Source organism: Pseudomonas sp. M2 (assembly GCF_015751845.1).
GTDB classification, from domain to species: domain Bacteria; phylum Pseudomonadota; class Gammaproteobacteria; order Pseudomonadales; family Pseudomonadaceae; genus Aquipseudomonas; species Aquipseudomonas putida_E.
Map to the genome: position 1 here is coordinate 420,517 of NZ_JADOUD010000001.1, position 15,448 is coordinate 435,964.

Here is a 15,448-nt window from a genome sequence, read left to right on the forward strand (position 1 = left end):
CGCTCTACTTATTTCAGACTGCAGAGCTGGGTCTCTGTATAAGGATCTCTAGCATGTCCGATTCGGCAGGACTCATCGCCCACAACTGGGGCTTTGCCATCTTCCTCCTGGGTGTCGTCGGCCTGTGCGCCTTCATGCTCGGCCTGTCCAGCCTGCTCGGTAGCAAGGCCTGGGGCCGCGCCAAGAACGAACCCTTCGAATCCGGCATGCTGCCCGTCGGCAGCGCCCGCCTGCGCCTTTCCGCCAAATTCTATCTGGTCGCGATGCTGTTCGTGATCTTCGATATCGAAGCCCTCTTTCTCTTTGCATGGTCTGTGTCCGTCCGCGAAAGCGGCTGGACCGGATTCGTCGAAGCGCTCGTTTTCATAGCAATTCTGTTGGCAGGTCTTGTCTACCTTTGGCGCGTCGGGGCACTTGATTGGGCTCCCGAAGGTCGCCGCAAGCGGCAAGCGAAGCTGAAACAATGAGGCTTTGGCAATGCAATACAATCTCACCAGAATCGATCCGGATGCGCCCAACGAGCAGTACCCGGTCGGCGAACGGGAAACCGTTACCGACCAGCTGCTAGAGGACCAGGTCCACAAGAACATCTACATGGGGAAACTCGAAGATGTGCTGCGTGGCGCGGTCAACTGGGGGCGCAAGAACTCCCTCTGGCCGTACAACTTCGGCCTGTCCTGCTGTTACGTGGAAATGACCACGGCCTTCACGGCGCCCCACGACATCGCCCGCTTCGGCGCCGAAGTCATCCGGGCCTCGCCGCGTCAGGCCGACTTCATGGTCATCGCCGGTACCTGCTTCATCAAGATGGCGCCGATCATCCAGCGCCTGTATGAGCAGATGCTCGAACCCAAATGGGTCATCTCCATGGGCTCGTGCGCCAACTCCGGCGGCATGTACGACATCTACTCGGTCGTTCAGGGGGTCGACAAGTTCCTCCCTGTGGACGTCTATGTGCCTGGCTGCCCGCCACGCCCTGAAGCTTTCCTGCAAGGCTTGATGCTGCTGCAGGAGTCGATCGGCCAAGAACGACGCCCGCTTTCCTGGGTCGTTGGTGATCAAGGTATTTACCGTGCCGAGATGCCAGCCCAGAAAGACCTGCGTCGTGAGCAGCGCATTGCCGTAACCAACCTGCGCAGCCCCGACGAAGTCTGATCCAGCGACCTGCCGCCCGCTCCCGAAGGAGCCGGCGGCCTGGCTTCATTCTTAACGTTGACCCAAAGCGACCGAGACCATGACAGCGGACAACGCTATTTTCATTCCGCCTTACAAGGCTGACGACCAGGATGTGGTCGTCGAACTGCACAACCGTTTTGGCGCCGAAGCATTCGTCGCCCAGGAAACCCGCACCGGCATGCCCGTGCTGTGGGTCAAGCGCGCCCAGCTCAAAGAGGTGCTCAGCTTCCTGCGCGGCGTCACCAAGCCATACAGCATGCTGTACGACCTGCACGGTGTCGACGAACGCCTGCGCACACAGCGTCGCGGCCTGCCTGCCGCCGATTTCAGTGTGTTCTACCACCTGATGTCGGTCGAGCGTAACAGCGACGTGATGATCAAGGTGTCGCTCAGCGAAGGCGACCTGAACCTGCCGACCGTGACCGGCATCTGGCCAAACGCCAACTGGTACGAGCGCGAAGTCTGGGACATGTTCGGCATCGACTTTGCCGGCCACCCACACCTGAGCCGCATCATGATGCCGCCGACCTGGGAAGGCCACCCGCTGCGCAAGGACTACCCGGCCCGCGCCACCGAGTTCGACCCCTACAGCCTGACCCTGGCCAAGCAGCAGCTTGAAGAGGAATCGGCACGCTTCAACCCGGAAGCCTGGGGCATGAAGCGTCAGGGCGCCAACGAGGACTACATGTTCCTCAACCTGGGCCCCAACCACCCGTCTGCCCACGGTGCGTTCCGTATCGTCCTGCAGCTGGACGGCGAAGAGATCGTCGACTGCGTACCGGACATCGGCTACCACCACCGTGGTGCCGAGAAGATGGCCGAGCGCCAGTCCTGGCACAGCTTCATCCCCTACACCGACCGTATCGACTACCTGGGCGGGGTGATGAACAACCTGCCGTACGTAATGGCGGTAGAAAAGCTGGCAGGTATTCAGGTGCCGCAGAAGGTCGACGTGATTCGCATCATGCTCGCCGAGTTCTTCCGCATCACCAGCCACCTGCTGTTCCTGGGTACCTACATCCAGGACGTCGGCGCCATGACTCCGGTGTTCTTCACCTTCACCGACCGCCAGCGCGCCTACACCGTGATCGAAGCGATCACCGGTTTCCGCCTGCACCCGGCCTGGTACCGCATCGGCGGCGTCGCTCACGACCTGCCGCGTGGCTGGGACAAGCTGGTCAAGGACTTCGTCGACTGGCTGCCCAAGCGCCTGGACGAATACACCAAGGCTGCCCTGCAGAACAGCATCCTCAAGGGCCGTACCATTGGCGTTGCCGCGTACAACACCAAAGAAGCGCTGGAATGGGGCACCACCGGTGCCGGCCTGCGCGCCACCGGCTGCGACTTCGACCTGCGCAAAGCGCGCCCGTACTCCGGCTACGAGAACTTCGAGTTCGAAGTGCCGCTGGCCCACAACGGCGATGCCTACGATCGCTGCATGGTCCGTGTCGAGGAGATGCGCCAGAGTATCCGCATCATCGACCAGTGCCTGCGCAACATGCCGGAAGGCCCGTACAAGGCGGATCACCCGCTGACCACGCCGCCGCCGAAAGAGCGCACCCTGCAGCACATCGAAACCTTGATCACGCACTTCCTGCAAGTCTCGTGGGGCCCGGTCATGCCGGCCAACGAGTCGTTCCAGATGATCGAAGCGACCAAGGGCATCAACAGTTACTACCTGACGAGCGATGGCGGCACCATGAGCTACCGCACCCGGATCCGCACCCCGAGCTACCCGCACCTGCAGCAGATCCCTTCGGTGATCAAAGGCAGCATGGTCGCGGACCTCATCGCGTACCTGGGCAGTATCGACTTCGTTATGGCTGACGTGGACCGCTAAGCATGAACAGCACGCTTATCCAGACAGACCGTTTCGCCCTGAGCGAAACCGAGCGCTCGGCCATCGAGCACGAGATGCACCACTACGAGGACCCGCGCGCGGCGTCCATCGAAGCCCTGAAGATCGTCCAGAAGGAACGCGGCTGGGTGCCGGACGGCGCCATCTACGCCATCGGCGAAGTGCTCGGCATCCCTGCCAGCGACGTCGAGGGCGTGGCCACCTTCTACAGCCAGATTTTCCGCCAGCCTGTCGGCCGCCACATCATTCGTGTGTGCGACAGCATGGTCTGCTACATCGGCGGCCACGAGTCGGTGGTCAGCCAGATCCAGAGCGAACTGGGCATCGGCCTGGGCCAGACCACCGCGGACGGTCGCTTCACCCTGCTGCCGGTGTGCTGCCTGGGCAACTGCGACAAGGCCCCGGCGCTGATGATCGATGACGATACCTTTGGCGACGTGCAGCCTGCTGGCGTTTCCAAGCTGCTGGAGGGTTACGTATGACCATCACTTCCTTCGGCCCGGCCAACCGCATCGCGCGTTCGGCCGAAACTCACCCGCTGACCTGGCGCCTGCGTGACGACGGCGAGCCGGTATGGCTCGACGAGTACCAGGCCAAGAACGGCTACGCTGCCGCCCGCAAGGCACTGGCAGAAATGTCCGCCGACGACATCGTGCAGAGCGTCAAGGACTCCGGCCTCAAGGGCCGTGGCGGCGCGGGCTTCCCCACTGGCGTGAAGTGGGGCCTGATGCCCAAAGACGAATCCATGAACATCCGCTACCTGTTGTGCAACGCGGACGAAATGGAGCCCAACACCTGGAAGGACCGCATGCTGATGGAGCAACAGCCCCATCTGCTGGTCGAGGGCATGCTGATCAGCGCCCGCGCCCTGAAGGCCTACCGCGGCTACATCTTCCTGCGTGGCGAGTACACCACTGCGGCGAAGAACCTCAACCGCGCCATCGATGAAGCCAAGGCTGCCGGCCTGCTGGGCAAGAACATCCTCGGCTCGGGCTTCGACTTCGAGCTGTTCGTGCACACCGGTGCCGGGCGCTACATCTGCGGTGAAGAAACCGCACTGATCAACTCGCTGGAAGGCCGCCGCGCCAACCCGCGCTCCAAGCCGCCCTTCCCTGCCGCCGTGGGTGTGTGGGGCAAGCCGACGTGCGTGAACAACGTCGAGACCCTGTGCAACGTGCCGGCCATCGTCGCCAACGGCAACGACTGGTACAAGTCGCTGGCCCGCGAAGGCAGCGAGGACCACGGCACCAAGCTGATGGGCTTCTCCGGCAAGGTGAAGAACCCGGGGCTGTGGGAGCTGCCGTTCGGCGTGACCGCCCGTGAGCTGTTCGAAGACTACGCCGGCGGCATGCGCGACGGCTTCAAGCTCAAGTGCTGGCAGCCAGGCGGCGCCGGTACCGGTTTCCTGCTGCCCGAGCACCTCGACGCGCAGATGTACGCCGGCGGCATCGCCAAGGTCGGCACCCGCATGGGTACGGGCCTTGCCATGGCGGTCGACGACAGCGTCAACATGGTTTCGCTGCTGCGCAACATGGAAGAGTTCTTCGCCCGCGAATCGTGCGGCTGGTGCACCCCCTGCCGGGACGGCCTGCCGTGGAGCGTGAAAATGTTGCGTTCCCTGGAAAATGGCCAGGGCCGTGCCGAAGACATCGAGACCCTGCTGGGTCTGGTGAACTTCCTCGGCCCAGGCCGTACCTTCTGCGCTCACGCACCCGGTGCCGTCGAGCCGCTGGGCAGTGCCATCAAATATTTCCGCTCGGAGTTCGAGGCCGGTGTGGCGCCTGAAAGCGCTGGCACCCTGCGCCCGAACCTGGCAAAGCCGATTGTAGTCGGCGCATAAAAAGATAGAACGCGGGTGGTCCGTGCCACCCGCCAGCCTGCAGGCCGGCCCGAACGATTCGCGGCAGGCCGCAGGCTTACAGATTTCCATTAGCCACGCCCGCTCACGCGGGCCAACGAAGAACTTTGAACAATGGCCACTATCCACGTAGACGGCAAAGCGCTCGAAGTCAACGGTGCAGACAACCTGTTACAGGCGTGTCTGTCGCTCGGCCTCGACATCCCCTATTTCTGCTGGCACCCGGCGCTTGGAAGCGTTGGCGCCTGTCGGCAGTGTGCGGTCAAGCAGTACACCGACGAGAACGACACCCGTGGTCGTATCGTCATGTCCTGCATGACCCCTGCCTCCGACGGCACCTGGATTTCCATCGACGATGACGAATCCAAGGCATTTCGCGCCAGCGTCGTCGAATGGCTGATGACCAACCACCCGCACGACTGCCCGGTGTGCGAGGAAGGCGGCCACTGCCACCTGCAGGACATGACGGTAATGACCGGCCACAACGAGCGCCGCTACCGTTTCACCAAGCGTACCCACCAGAACCAGGACCTCGGCCCGTTCATCGCTCACGAGATGAACCGCTGCATCGCCTGCTACCGCTGCGTGCGCTACTACAAGGACTACGCAGGCGGCACCGACCTGGGTGTCTATGGCGCCCACGACAACGTGTACTTCGGCCGCGTTGAAGACGGCGTGCTGGAAAGCGAATTCTCCGGCAACCTGACCGAGGTCTGCCCGACCGGCGTGTTCACCGACAAGACCCACTCCGAGCGCTACAACCGTAAGTGGGACATGCAGTTTGCCCCGAGCATCTGCCACGGCTGCTCCAGCGGCTGCAACATCAGCCCGGGCGAGCGCTACGGCGAGCTGCGCCGGATCGAAAACCGTTTCAACGGTTCGGTCAACCAGTACTTCCTGTGCGACCGTGGCCGCTTCGGTTACGGCTACGTCAACCGCACCGACCGCCCACGCCAGCCACGCCTGGCCGATGGCACCAAACTGGGCCTGGACGCCGCCCTGGACAAGGCCGCCGACCTGCTGCGCGGCCGTACCATCGTAGGTATCGGCTCGCCCCGCGCCAGCCTGGAAAGCAACTACGGCCTGCGCGAGCTGGTCGGTGCCGACTACTTCTACTCGGGTATGGAAGCCGGTGAGCTGGCCCGCGTACGTCTGGCCCTGGACGTGCTGAACAACAGCCCGCTGCCAGTGCCGACCCTGCGCGACATCGAAGACCACGACGCGGTGTTCGTGCTCGGCGAAGACCTGACCCAGACCGCCGCCCGCGTTGCCCTGGCCGTGCGCCAGGCCACCAAAGGCAAGGCTGAAGCCATGGCCGAGGCCATGAAAGTGCAGCCCTGGCTCGACGCCGCGGTGAAGAACATCGGCCAGCACGCGCTGTACCCGCTGTTCATCGCCAGCCTGGCTGAAACCAAGCTGGACGACGTTGCCGAAGAATGCGTGCACGCCGCCCCCGCCGACCTGGCCCGCATCGGTTTCGCTGTGGCCCACGCCATCGACCCGAGTGCCCCGGCCGTTGCAGGCCTGGACGACGAAGCCCTGGCCCTGGCCAAGCGCATCGCCGACGCCCTGGTCGCCGCCAAGCGTCCGCTGGTGGTTGCCGGTACTTCGCTGGCCGACCCGGCGCTGATCGAGGCTGCCGCCAACATCGCCAAGGCCCTGAAGCTGCGCGAGAAAAACGGCTCGCTGAGCCTGGTGGTACCTGAGGCCAACAGCCTCGGCCTGGCCATGCTCGGTGGCGAGTCCGCCGATGCCGCGCTGGATGCGGTCATCAGCGGCAAGGCCGACGCCATCGTGGTGCTGGAAAACGACCTGTACACCCGCGTACCGGCCGCCAAGGTCGATGCCGCCCTGGCAGCTGCGAAGGTCGTGATCGTCGCCGACCACTCCAACACAGCCACCCTGGAGCGCGCCCACCTGGTGCTGCCGGCGGCCTCCTTCGCCGAAGGCGACGGTACCCTGGTCAGCCAGGAAGGCCGTGCCCAGCGCTTCTTCCAGGTGTTCGACCCGCAGTACCTGGACAGCAGCATCCTGGTCCACGAAGGCTGGCGCTGGATGCACGCCCTGCGTGCCACCCTGCTGAACAAGCCGGTCGACTGGACCCAGCTGGACCACGTCACCAGCGCCTGCGCCGAAGCTGCCCCGCAACTGGCCGGCATCGTCAACGCGGCGCCTTCTGCGGCGTTCCGCATCAAGGGCATGAAGCTGGCCCGTGAGCCGCTGCGCTACTCCGGCCGTACCGCGATGCGCGCCAACATCAGCGTGCACGAGCCACGCACCCCGCAGGACAAGGACACCGCGTTCGCCTTCTCCATGGAAGGCTACTCGGGCTCCGCCGAACCGCGCCAGCAGGTGCCGTTCGCCTGGTCGCCGGGCTGGAACTCGCCGCAAGCCTGGAACAAGTTCCAGGACGAGGTCGGTGGCCACCTGCGTGCCGGTGACCCGGGCGTGCGCCTGATCGAATCGCAAGGCGATCGCCTGACCTGGTTCAACACCATTCCGGGCGCCTTCAACCCGGCCCGTGGCACCTGGACCGCAGTACCGTTCTTCCATCTGTTCGGCAGCGAAGAAAGCTCTTCGCGCGCTGCACCGGTTCAAGAGCGCATCCCTGCCGCCTACGTGGCACTGGCCAAGTCCGAGGCCGACCGCCTGGGCGTCAACGAAGGCGCGCTGCTGAGCCTGAACGTGGCCGGTGTGGCCCTGCGCCTGCCGCTGCGCATCAATGAAGAACTGGGCGCTGGCCTGGTCGCGCTGCCCAAAGGCCTGGCCGGCATCCCGCCGGCCATCTTCGGTGCATCCGTCGAAGGTCTGCAGGAGGCAGCACAATGAGCTGGTTCACCCCCGAAGTGATCGATGTGATCATCCAGGTCGTCAAGGCTATCGTGGTGCTGCTGGCCGTAGTGGTCTGCGGCGCCCTGCTCAGCTTCGTCGAGCGCCGCCTGCTGGGCTGGTGGCAGGACCGCTACGGTCCTAACCGCGTCGGCCCGTTCGGCATGTTCCAGATCGCCGCCGACATGCTGAAGATGTTCTTCAAGGAAGACTGGAACCCGCCCTTCGTCGACAAGATGATTTTCACCCTGGCGCCGGTCGTGGCCATGAGCGCGCTGCTGATCGGCTTCTCGATCATCCCGATCACGCCGGGCTGGGGCGTTGCCGACCTGAACATCGGCCTGCTGTTCTTCTTCGCCATGGCCGGCCTGTCGGTCTACGCCGTGCTGTTTGCCGGCTGGTCGTCGAACAACAAGTATGCCCTGCTGGGCAGCTTGCGCGCCTCGGCACAGACCGTGTCGTACGAAGTGTTCCTGGGCCTGGCGCTGATGGGCGTGGTGGTACAGGTGGGCTCGTTCAACATGCGTGACATCGTTGAATACCAGGCCCAGAACCTGTGGTTCATCATTCCGCAGTTCTTCGGCTTCTGCACCTTCTTCATCGCCGGCGTTGCCGTGACTCACCGTCACCCCTTCGACCAGCCAGAAGCGGAACAGGAACTGGCCGACGGCTACCACATCGAGTATGCCGGCATGAAATGGGGCATGTTCTTCGTCGGTGAGTACATCGGCATCATCCTCATCTCGGCGCTGCTGGTGACCCTGTTCTTCGGTGGCTGGCACGGCCCGTTCGGCATCCTGCCGCAAGTGCCGTTCCTGTGGTTCGCGCTGAAAACCGCGTTCTTCATCATGCTGTTCATCTTGCTGCGCGCTTCGATCCCGCGCCCACGCTATGACCAGGTGATGGACTTCAGCTGGAAGTTCTGCCTGCCGCTGACCCTGATCAATTTGCTGGTGACCGCTGCGATCGTGCTTTACAACACGCCAGCCGTCGCGGCCCAGTGAGGATTTGACCCATGTTCAAATATATCGGCGACATCGTTAAGGGCACCGGCACTCAGCTGCGCAGCCTGGCAATGGTGTTCTCCCACGGGTTCCGCAAGCGCGACACCCTGCAGTACCCCGAAGAACCCGTGTACCTGCCGCCGCGCTACCGCGGCCGTATCGTCCTCACTCGCGACCCCGACGGCGAGGAGCGCTGCGTAGCGTGCAACCTCTGCGCGGTGGCCTGCCCGGTCGGCTGCATCTCGCTGCAGAAGGCCGAGACCGAGGACGGCCGCTGGTACCCGGAGTTCTTCCGCATCAACTTCTCGCGCTGCATTTTCTGCGGCCTGTGCGAGGAGGCGTGCCCGACCACCGCAATCCAGCTGACTCCGGATTTCGAAATGGCCGAGTTCAAGCGTCAGGACCTGGTGTACGAAAAAGAAGATCTGCTGATCTCCGGCCCCGGCAAGAACCCTGACTACAACTTCTACCGTGTTGCGGGTATGGCGATCGCTGGCAAGCCGAAAGGCTCTGCACAGAACGAAGCCGAGCCGATCAACGTGAAGAGCTTGCTCCCATAAGGACAGAAAGATGGAATTCGCTTTCTACTTCGCATCCGGGATCGCCGTGGTCTCCACCCTTCGGGTGGTCACTGGCACCAACCCCGTGCACGCCCTGCTCTACCTGATCATTTCGCTGATTTCCGTGGCAATGATCTTCTTCGCCCTGGGTGCGCCGTTCGCCGGCGCCCTGGAAGTGATCGCCTACGCCGGCGCCATCATGGTGCTGTTCGTCTTCGTGGTGATGATGCTCAACCTCGGGCCGGCCTCGGTCGCCCAGGAACGCGGCTGGCTCAAGCCTGGCATATGGGCAGGGCCTGTGATACTCGGCACCCTGCTGCTGCTTGAGCTGCTGTACGTGCTGTTCGTCACCCCGAGCGGGGCCGGCATCAGCGGCACCACCGTGGGCCCGAAAGAAGTGGGCATCAGCCTGTTCGGCCCGTACCTGCTGGTGGTCGAACTGGCCTCGATGCTGCTGCTCGCCGCAGCCGTCACCGCCTTCCACCTGGGCCGCAACGAGGCGAAGGAGTAAATCATGGGTGCTATCCCTCTCGAGCATGGTCTGGCGGTCGCCGGCATCCTGTTCTGCTTAGGTCTGGTTGGCCTGATGGTCCGCCGCAACATCCTCTTCGTGCTCATGAGCCTGGAAGTCATGATGAACGCCTCTGCCCTGGCGTTCGTCGTCGCCGGTGCCCGTTGGGTCCAGCCCGACGGCCAGGTGATGTTCATTCTGGTGATCAGCCTGGCAGCCGCCGAGGCCAGTATCGGCCTGGCGATCCTGCTGCAGCTGTATCGCCGCTTCCACACTCTCGACATCGATGCTGCCAGTGAGATGCGCGGATGAACCTTCTCTTCCTGACTTTCGTCTTCCCCCTGATCGGCTTTTTGCTGCTGTCGTTCTCGCGCGGGCGGTTCTCGGAGAACCTGTCCGCCCTGATCGGCGTCGGCTCGGTCGGCCTCTCGGCCGCCGTGGCGGCCTACGTCATCTGGCAATTCAATGTCGCCCCGCCTGAAGGCGGCGCGTACAGCCAGCTGTTGTGGCAGTGGATGTCGGTGGACGGCTTCGCGCCGAACTTCACCCTGTACCTGGACGGCCTGTCGGTCACCATGCTTGGCGTGGTCACCGGCGTAGGCTTCCTGATCCATCTGTTCGCCTCCTGGTACATGCGTGGCGAAGCCGGTTACTCGCGCTTCTTCTCGTACACCAACCTGTTCATCGCCAGCATGCTGTTCCTGATCCTGGGCGATAACCTGCTGTTCATCTACTTCGGCTGGGAAGGGGTGGGCCTGTGCTCTTACCTGTTGATCGGTTTCTACTACAGCAACCGCAACAACGGTAATGCAGCACTCAAGGCTTTCATTGTCACCCGTATCGGCGACGTGTTCCTGGCCATCGGCCTGTTCATCCTGTTCGTCCAGCTCGGCACCCTGAACGTGCAGGAGCTGCTGGTGCTGGCACCGCAGAAATTCCAGGCGGGCGACACCTGGATGGTCCTGGCAACCCTGATGCTGCTGGGTGGCGCGGTCGGTAAATCGGCCCAGCTGCCGCTGCAGACCTGGCTGGCCGATGCGATGGCAGGCCCTACCCCGGTTTCGGCACTGATCCACGCCGCCACCATGGTGACCGCAGGCGTGTACTTGATCGCCCGTACCAACGGCCTGTTCCTGCTGGCCCCGGACATCCTGCACCTGGTCGGTGTGGTCGGTGGCGTGACCCTGGTGCTGGCCGGTTTCGCCGCGCTGGTGCAGACCGACATCAAACGTATCCTCGCCTACTCGACCATGAGCCAGATCGGCTACATGTTCCTGGCGCTGGGCGTGGGTGCCTGGGACGCGGCAATCTTCCACCTGATGACCCACGCCTTCTTCAAGGCCCTGCTGTTCCTTGCTTCGGGTGCGGTGATCGTTGCCTGCCACCACGAGCAGAACATCTTCAAGATGGGCGGCCTGTGGAAGAAACTGCCGCTGGCCTACGCCAGCTTCGTGGTCGGTGGTGCCGCCCTGGCCGCCCTGCCGATCCTGACCGTAGGCTTCTACTCCAAGGACGAGATCCTCTGGGAAGCCTTCGCCAGCGGCAATACCGGCCTGCTGTACGCCGGCCTGGTCGGTGCGTTCATGACCTCGCTGTACACCTTCCGCCTGATCTTCATCGCCTTCCACGGCGAAGCCAAGACCCAAGCCCACGCCGGCCACGGCATCAGCCACTGGCTGCCGCTGGGCGTGCTGATCGTGCTGTCGACCTTCGTCGGCGCCTGGATCCACCCACCGCTGGCAGGCGTGCTGCCTGAAAGCGCCGGCCATGCCGGCGGTGAAGCCAAGCACTCGCTGGAGATCGCCTCGGGCGCCATCGCCATCGCCGGTATCCTGCTGTCGGCCCTGCTGTTCCTGGGCAAGCGCCGCTTCGCCAGCGCCGTCGCCAACAGCAGCATCGGCCGCGTCCTTTCGGCCTGGTGGTTCGCCGCCTGGGGCTTCGACTGGATCTACGACAAGCTCTTCGTCAAACCTTACCTGCTGATCAGCCACATCCTGCGCAAGGACCCGGTTGACCGCAGCATCGGCCTGATCCCTCGGATGGCCCGTGGCGGCCACGTCGCCATGAGCAAGACCGAGACCGGCCAGCTGCGCTGGTACACCGCCTCGATCGCCGTCGGCGCCGTGCTGGTACTCGGCGCTGTGGTAGTGGCTGCGGTATGACTATGAATCTTGCGACTTTGCCAAAGGAAACCAACCCGTCATGATTTTGCCTTGGCTGATCCTGATCCCTTTCATCGGCGGCTTCCTGTGCTGGCTGGGTGAGCGCTTCGGCTCCACCCTGCCGCGCTGGATCGCGCTGCTGACCATGTCCCTGCTGCTCGGCATCGGCCTGTGGCTGTGGGGCACCGGCGATTACACCCTGGCCCCTGCACCGGGCGCCGAACCTGCCTGGGCACTCGAATACAAAGTCGAGTGGATCAAGCGCTTCGGCATCAGCATCCACCTGGCCCTCGATGGCCTGTCGCTGCTGATGATCCTGCTCACCGGCCTGCTCGGTGTGCTCTCGGTGCTGTGCTCCTGGAAAGAAATCCAGCGCCACGTCGGCTTCTTCCACCTCAACCTGATGTGGATCCTGGGCGGCGTGGTCGGTGTATTCCTGGCCCTGGACCTGTTCCTGTTCTTCTTCTTCTGGGAAATGATGCTGGTGCCGATGTATTTCCTCATCGCGCTCTGGGGTCACAGCTCGGCAGACGGCAAGAAGACCCGGATCTACGCCGCCACCAAGTTCTTCATCTTCACCCAGGCCAGCGGCCTGATCATGCTGGTGGCGATCCTTGGCCTGGTGCTGGTCAACTACAACACCACCGGCGTGCTCACCTTCAACTACAGCGACCTGCTCAAGGCCGAACTGCCGGCTGGCGTCGAATACCTGCTGATGCTGGGCTTCTTCATCGCCTTCGCGGTCAAGCTGCCGGTGGTGCCGTTCCACTCCTGGCTGCCTGATGCGCACGCCCAGGCACCGACCGCAGGTTCCGTGGACCTGGCGGGCATCTTGCTGAAAACCGCGGCCTACGGCCTGCTGCGTTTCGCCCTGCCGCTGTTCCCGAACGCTTCGGCCGAGTTTGCCCCGATCGCCATGACCCTGGGCCTGATCGGTATCTTCTACGGTGCCTTCCTGGCCTTCGCGCAAACCGACATCAAGCGCCTGATCGCCTTCTCCAGCGTCTCGCACATGGGCTTCGTGCTGATCGGCATCTACTCCGGCAGCCAGCAGGCCCTGCAAGGCGCGGTGATCCAGATGCTGGCCCACGGCCTGTCGGCTGCCGCGCTGTTCATCCTGTCCGGCCAGCTGTACGAGCGCCTGCACACCCGTGACATGCGTCAGATGGGTGGCCTGTGGCACCGCATTGCCTACCTGCCCGCCATCAGCCTGTTCTTCGCCGCTGCATCGCTGGGCCTGCCAGGCACCGGCAACTTCGTCGGCGAGTTCCTGATCCTGATCGGCAGCTTCGCCAGCGTGCCGTGGATCACCGTGATCGCAACCACCGGCCTGGTCTTCGGCTCGGTCTACTCGCTGATCATGATCCACCGTGCCTACTTCGGCCCAAGCAAGAGCGACACCGTGCTGGCCGGCATGGACGGCCGCGAGCTGATCATGGTGCTGGGCCTTGCGGTGCTGCTGATCGTGCTTGGTGTGTACCCGCAGCCGTTCCTCGACACTTCTGCAGCCACCATGAGCGGTGTGCAGCAGTGGCTTGGCTCCGCTTTCACTCAACTCGCTTCGGCCCGGTAAGAGCGCTATGGAATTCACCACTCAACACTTCATCGCATTGGCGCCGATGCTGATCACCACCATCACCACGGTGGTGGTGATGCTGGCGATCGCCTGGAAGCGCAACCACTCGCAGACCTTCCTGTTGTCCACCGTGGGCCTGAACCTGGCCCTGCTGTCGATCCTGCCGGCGCTGAAGGTCGCGCCGCTGGCGGTCACTTCGCTAATCACCATCGACAAGTTCGCCTGCCTGTACATGGCCATCGTACTGGTGGCCACGCTGGCCTGCGTCACACTGGCTCACGCCTATCTCGGTGAAGGCTCCAAGGGCTTCCCCGGCAACCGTGAAGAACTCTACCTGCTGCTGTTGATGTCGGCCCTCGGTGGCCTGGTGCTGGTCAGTGCCAACCACCTGGCCGGCCTGTTCATCGGCCTGGAGCTGCTGTCGGTGCCGGTCTACGGCCTGGTGGCGTACGCCTTCTTCAACAAGCGTTCGCTGGAAGCCGGTATCAAGTACATGGTGCTGTCGGCCGCAGGCTCGGCCTTCCTGCTGTTCGGCATGGCGCTGTTGTATGCCGATGCCGGTAGCCTGAGCTTCGACCAGATCGGCAAAGCCCTGGCCGCCACCAGCATGCCAAGCCTGGTGGCTCAGCTGGGCCTGGGCATGATGCTGGTCGGCCTGGCCTTCAAGCTGTCGCTGGTACCTTTCCACCTGTGGACCCCGGACGTCTACGAAGGCGCCCCGGCGCCAGTCGCCGCGTTCCTGGCCACCGCGAGCAAGGTCGCGGTGTTCGCCGTGGTCGTACGCCTGTTCATGCTCTCCCCTGCTGCCAGCAGCGGCGTGCTGAGCACCGTTCTGGCGGTGATCGCGGTCGCCTCGATCCTGGTCGGTAACCTGCTGGCGCTGACCCAGAGCAACCTCAAGCGTCTGCTCGGTTACTCGTCCATCGCCCACTTCGGCTACCTGCTCATCGCCCTGATCGCCAGCAAGGGCCTGGCCATGGAAGCGATGGGCGTGTACCTGGTCACCTACGTGATCACCAGCCTGGGTGCGTTCGGTGTCATCACCCTGATGTCCTCGCCTTACGGCGGCCGTGACGCCGATGCCCTGTACGAGTACCGCGGCCTGTTCTGGCGCCGCCCGTACCTGACGGCAGTGCTGACCGTGATGATGTTGTCGCTGGCCGGTATCCCGCTGACCGCTGGCTTCATCGGCAAGTTCTACATCATCGCCACTGGCGTCGAGTCGCACCTGTGGTGGCTGGTCGGTGCCCTGGTGATCGGTAGCGCCATCGGCGTTTACTACTACCTGCGCGTGATGGTCACCCTGTACCTGGTCGAGCCGAACCTGCGCCGCCACGATGCGCCGCTGAAGTGGGAACAGCGCACTGGCGGCGTCATGCTGCTGGCGATCGCCATTCTCGCCTTCGTACTGGGTGTCTACCCGCAGCCGTTGCTGGAAATGGTCCAGCAGGCTGGCCTGCAACTGATCGGCTGATCGAACAGGCAATAGCAAACACCCCGCTCATGCGGGGTGTTTTTTTATCTGTGCTGCAAACCGTGCCGGCTACGCTACCGTTCCGCTTGCCTGCCTGACGCAACATCGTCACTGCGGCGCAGTGCCGTCCTGCGTAAATCACTGCTGGCCGATGGCAAGTACACATCCGGATTAGGCATTCCACTGGGTGACAGTTCATGGGTCATTTCGAACTCGGCCCTCACCGACCAACCACACGCCTCCGTGGTGCATTGCAAATAGGCCACTCTAAGGAAAATATGGCGACCTTCGCTGGTGCGTATGCGCATCCGGCTATGGCAGTGAGGGCAGACCAGTTTGTAAGTACTCACGGTAGATACCTGTTAAGGCCGAGCAATGGCAGAAGCTGTAAGGTTGATCGTCCATTTGTGTCAGTATTGCCTACTGTATAAGAAAGGCTT

The 15,448-nt window shown here is 63.4% G+C and carries 14 protein-coding genes; 13 read left to right on the top strand and 1 reads right to left on the bottom strand.

Going from position 1 to position 15,448, the window contains the following annotated elements; genetic code table 11:
* The first annotated feature begins 53 nt into the window (after positions 1–53).
* From IWW33_RS02175 to nuoN, 13 genes are all read left to right on the top strand, one after another.
* Complete coding sequence (locus IWW33_RS02175) at positions 54–467, top strand: NADH-quinone oxidoreductase subunit A (protein ID WP_003251427.1); 414 nt, start codon at positions 54–56, stop codon at positions 465–467.
* A gap of 10 nt (positions 468–477) precedes the next feature.
* Positions 478–1,155, top strand: a complete 678-nt coding sequence (locus tag IWW33_RS02180; RefSeq protein ID WP_012313769.1) for an NADH-quinone oxidoreductase subunit B — start codon at positions 478–480, stop codon at positions 1,153–1,155.
* A 79-nt stretch (positions 1,156–1,234) separates the two neighbouring features.
* Positions 1,235–3,016, top strand: coding sequence for an NADH-quinone oxidoreductase subunit C/D (nuoC, locus tag IWW33_RS02185; RefSeq protein ID WP_115275302.1), 1,782 nt, complete (start codon positions 1,235–1,237; stop codon positions 3,014–3,016).
* 2 nt (positions 3,017–3,018) lie between these two features.
* Entirely contained in the window at positions 3,019–3,516 is a 498-nt protein-coding gene (gene nuoE, locus IWW33_RS02190; protein ID WP_012313767.1) for an NADH-quinone oxidoreductase subunit NuoE, read from the top strand.
* Positions 3,513–4,874, top strand: coding sequence for an NADH-quinone oxidoreductase subunit NuoF (nuoF, locus tag IWW33_RS02195; RefSeq protein WP_039602696.1), 1,362 nt, complete (start codon positions 3,513–3,515; stop codon positions 4,872–4,874). The genes nuoE and nuoF overlap by 4 nt, the downstream gene beginning before the upstream one ends.
* Positions 4,875–5,006: 132 nt before the next feature.
* Positions 5,007–7,721 carry an NADH-quinone oxidoreductase subunit NuoG gene (gene nuoG / locus IWW33_RS02200; RefSeq protein ID WP_046787245.1) on the top strand — a complete coding sequence of 905 codons (2,715 nt, stop codon included), beginning with the start codon at positions 5,007–5,009 and terminating at the stop codon, positions 7,719–7,721.
* On the top strand, positions 7,718–8,725 hold the full coding sequence (nuoH, locus tag IWW33_RS02205) for an NADH-quinone oxidoreductase subunit NuoH (protein ID WP_012273297.1): 1,008 nt from the start codon (positions 7,718–7,720) through the stop codon (positions 8,723–8,725). The genes nuoG and nuoH overlap by 4 nt, the downstream gene beginning before the upstream one ends.
* Positions 8,726–8,736: 11 nt before the next feature.
* Positions 8,737–9,285, top strand: a complete 549-nt coding sequence (gene nuoI, locus IWW33_RS02210; protein WP_003251442.1) for an NADH-quinone oxidoreductase subunit NuoI — start codon at positions 8,737–8,739, stop codon at positions 9,283–9,285.
* Positions 9,286–9,295: 10 nt separating this feature from the next.
* Complete coding sequence (nuoJ, locus tag IWW33_RS02215) at positions 9,296–9,796, top strand: NADH-quinone oxidoreductase subunit J (RefSeq protein WP_012313764.1); 501 nt, start codon at positions 9,296–9,298, stop codon at positions 9,794–9,796.
* Positions 9,797–9,799: 3 nt separating this feature from the next.
* A complete protein-coding gene (gene nuoK, locus IWW33_RS02220; protein ID WP_003251446.1) occupies positions 9,800–10,108 on the top strand; it encodes an NADH-quinone oxidoreductase subunit NuoK in 309 nt (102 codons plus the stop codon).
* Positions 10,105–11,958, top strand: a complete 1,854-nt coding sequence (gene nuoL, locus IWW33_RS02225; protein WP_046787246.1) for an NADH-quinone oxidoreductase subunit L — start codon at positions 10,105–10,107, stop codon at positions 11,956–11,958. The genes nuoK and nuoL overlap by 4 nt, the downstream gene beginning before the upstream one ends.
* A gap of 40 nt (positions 11,959–11,998) precedes the next feature.
* Positions 11,999–13,531, top strand: coding sequence for an NADH-quinone oxidoreductase subunit M (nuoM, locus tag IWW33_RS02230; RefSeq protein ID WP_046787247.1), 1,533 nt, complete (start codon positions 11,999–12,001; stop codon positions 13,529–13,531).
* A gap of 7 nt (positions 13,532–13,538) precedes the next feature.
* Positions 13,539–15,008 (top strand): NADH-quinone oxidoreductase subunit NuoN, encoded by a 1,470-nt coding sequence (gene nuoN, locus IWW33_RS02235; protein WP_115275303.1) that lies wholly within the window; start codon positions 13,539–13,541, stop codon positions 15,006–15,008.
* 74 nt (positions 15,009–15,082) lie between these two features.
* On the opposite strand, the gene IWW33_RS02240 is transcribed toward nuoN, so the two are convergent.
* Positions 15,083–15,358: an ogr/Delta-like zinc finger family protein gene (locus tag IWW33_RS02240; RefSeq protein WP_080952154.1), complete on the bottom strand. Its 276-nt coding sequence runs from the start codon at positions 15,356–15,358 to the stop codon at positions 15,083–15,085.
* Positions 15,359–15,448: the final 90 nt, after the last annotated feature.

Excerpts from the sequence above, each read along its gene's own strand:
- IWW33_RS02180 (WP_012313769.1), top strand. The coding sequence starts at position 478 with ATGCAATACAATCTCACCAGAATCGATCCGGATGCGCCCAACGAGCAG.
- nuoK (WP_003251446.1), top strand. The coding sequence starts at position 9,800 with ATGGGTGCTATCCCTCTCGAGCATGGTCTGGCGGTCGCCGGCATCCTG.
- nuoG (WP_046787245.1), top strand. The coding sequence starts at position 5,007 with ATGGCCACTATCCACGTAGACGGCAAAGCGCTCGAAGTCAACGGTGCA.
- nuoJ (WP_012313764.1), top strand. The coding sequence starts at position 9,296 with ATGGAATTCGCTTTCTACTTCGCATCCGGGATCGCCGTGGTCTCCACC.
- nuoC (WP_115275302.1), top strand. The coding sequence starts at position 1,235 with ATGACAGCGGACAACGCTATTTTCATTCCGCCTTACAAGGCTGACGAC.
- nuoF (WP_039602696.1), top strand. The coding sequence starts at position 3,513 with ATGACCATCACTTCCTTCGGCCCGGCCAACCGCATCGCGCGTTCGGCC.
- nuoL (WP_046787246.1), top strand. The coding sequence starts at position 10,105 with ATGAACCTTCTCTTCCTGACTTTCGTCTTCCCCCTGATCGGCTTTTTG.
- nuoE (WP_012313767.1), top strand. The coding sequence starts at position 3,019 with ATGAACAGCACGCTTATCCAGACAGACCGTTTCGCCCTGAGCGAAACC.
- nuoH (WP_012273297.1), top strand. The coding sequence starts at position 7,718 with ATGAGCTGGTTCACCCCCGAAGTGATCGATGTGATCATCCAGGTCGTC.
- nuoN (WP_115275303.1), top strand. The coding sequence starts at position 13,539 with ATGGAATTCACCACTCAACACTTCATCGCATTGGCGCCGATGCTGATC.
- nuoM (WP_046787247.1), top strand. The coding sequence starts at position 11,999 with ATGATTTTGCCTTGGCTGATCCTGATCCCTTTCATCGGCGGCTTCCTG.
- nuoI (WP_003251442.1), top strand. The coding sequence starts at position 8,737 with ATGTTCAAATATATCGGCGACATCGTTAAGGGCACCGGCACTCAGCTG.
- IWW33_RS02175 (WP_003251427.1), top strand. The coding sequence starts at position 54 with ATGTCCGATTCGGCAGGACTCATCGCCCACAACTGGGGCTTTGCCATC.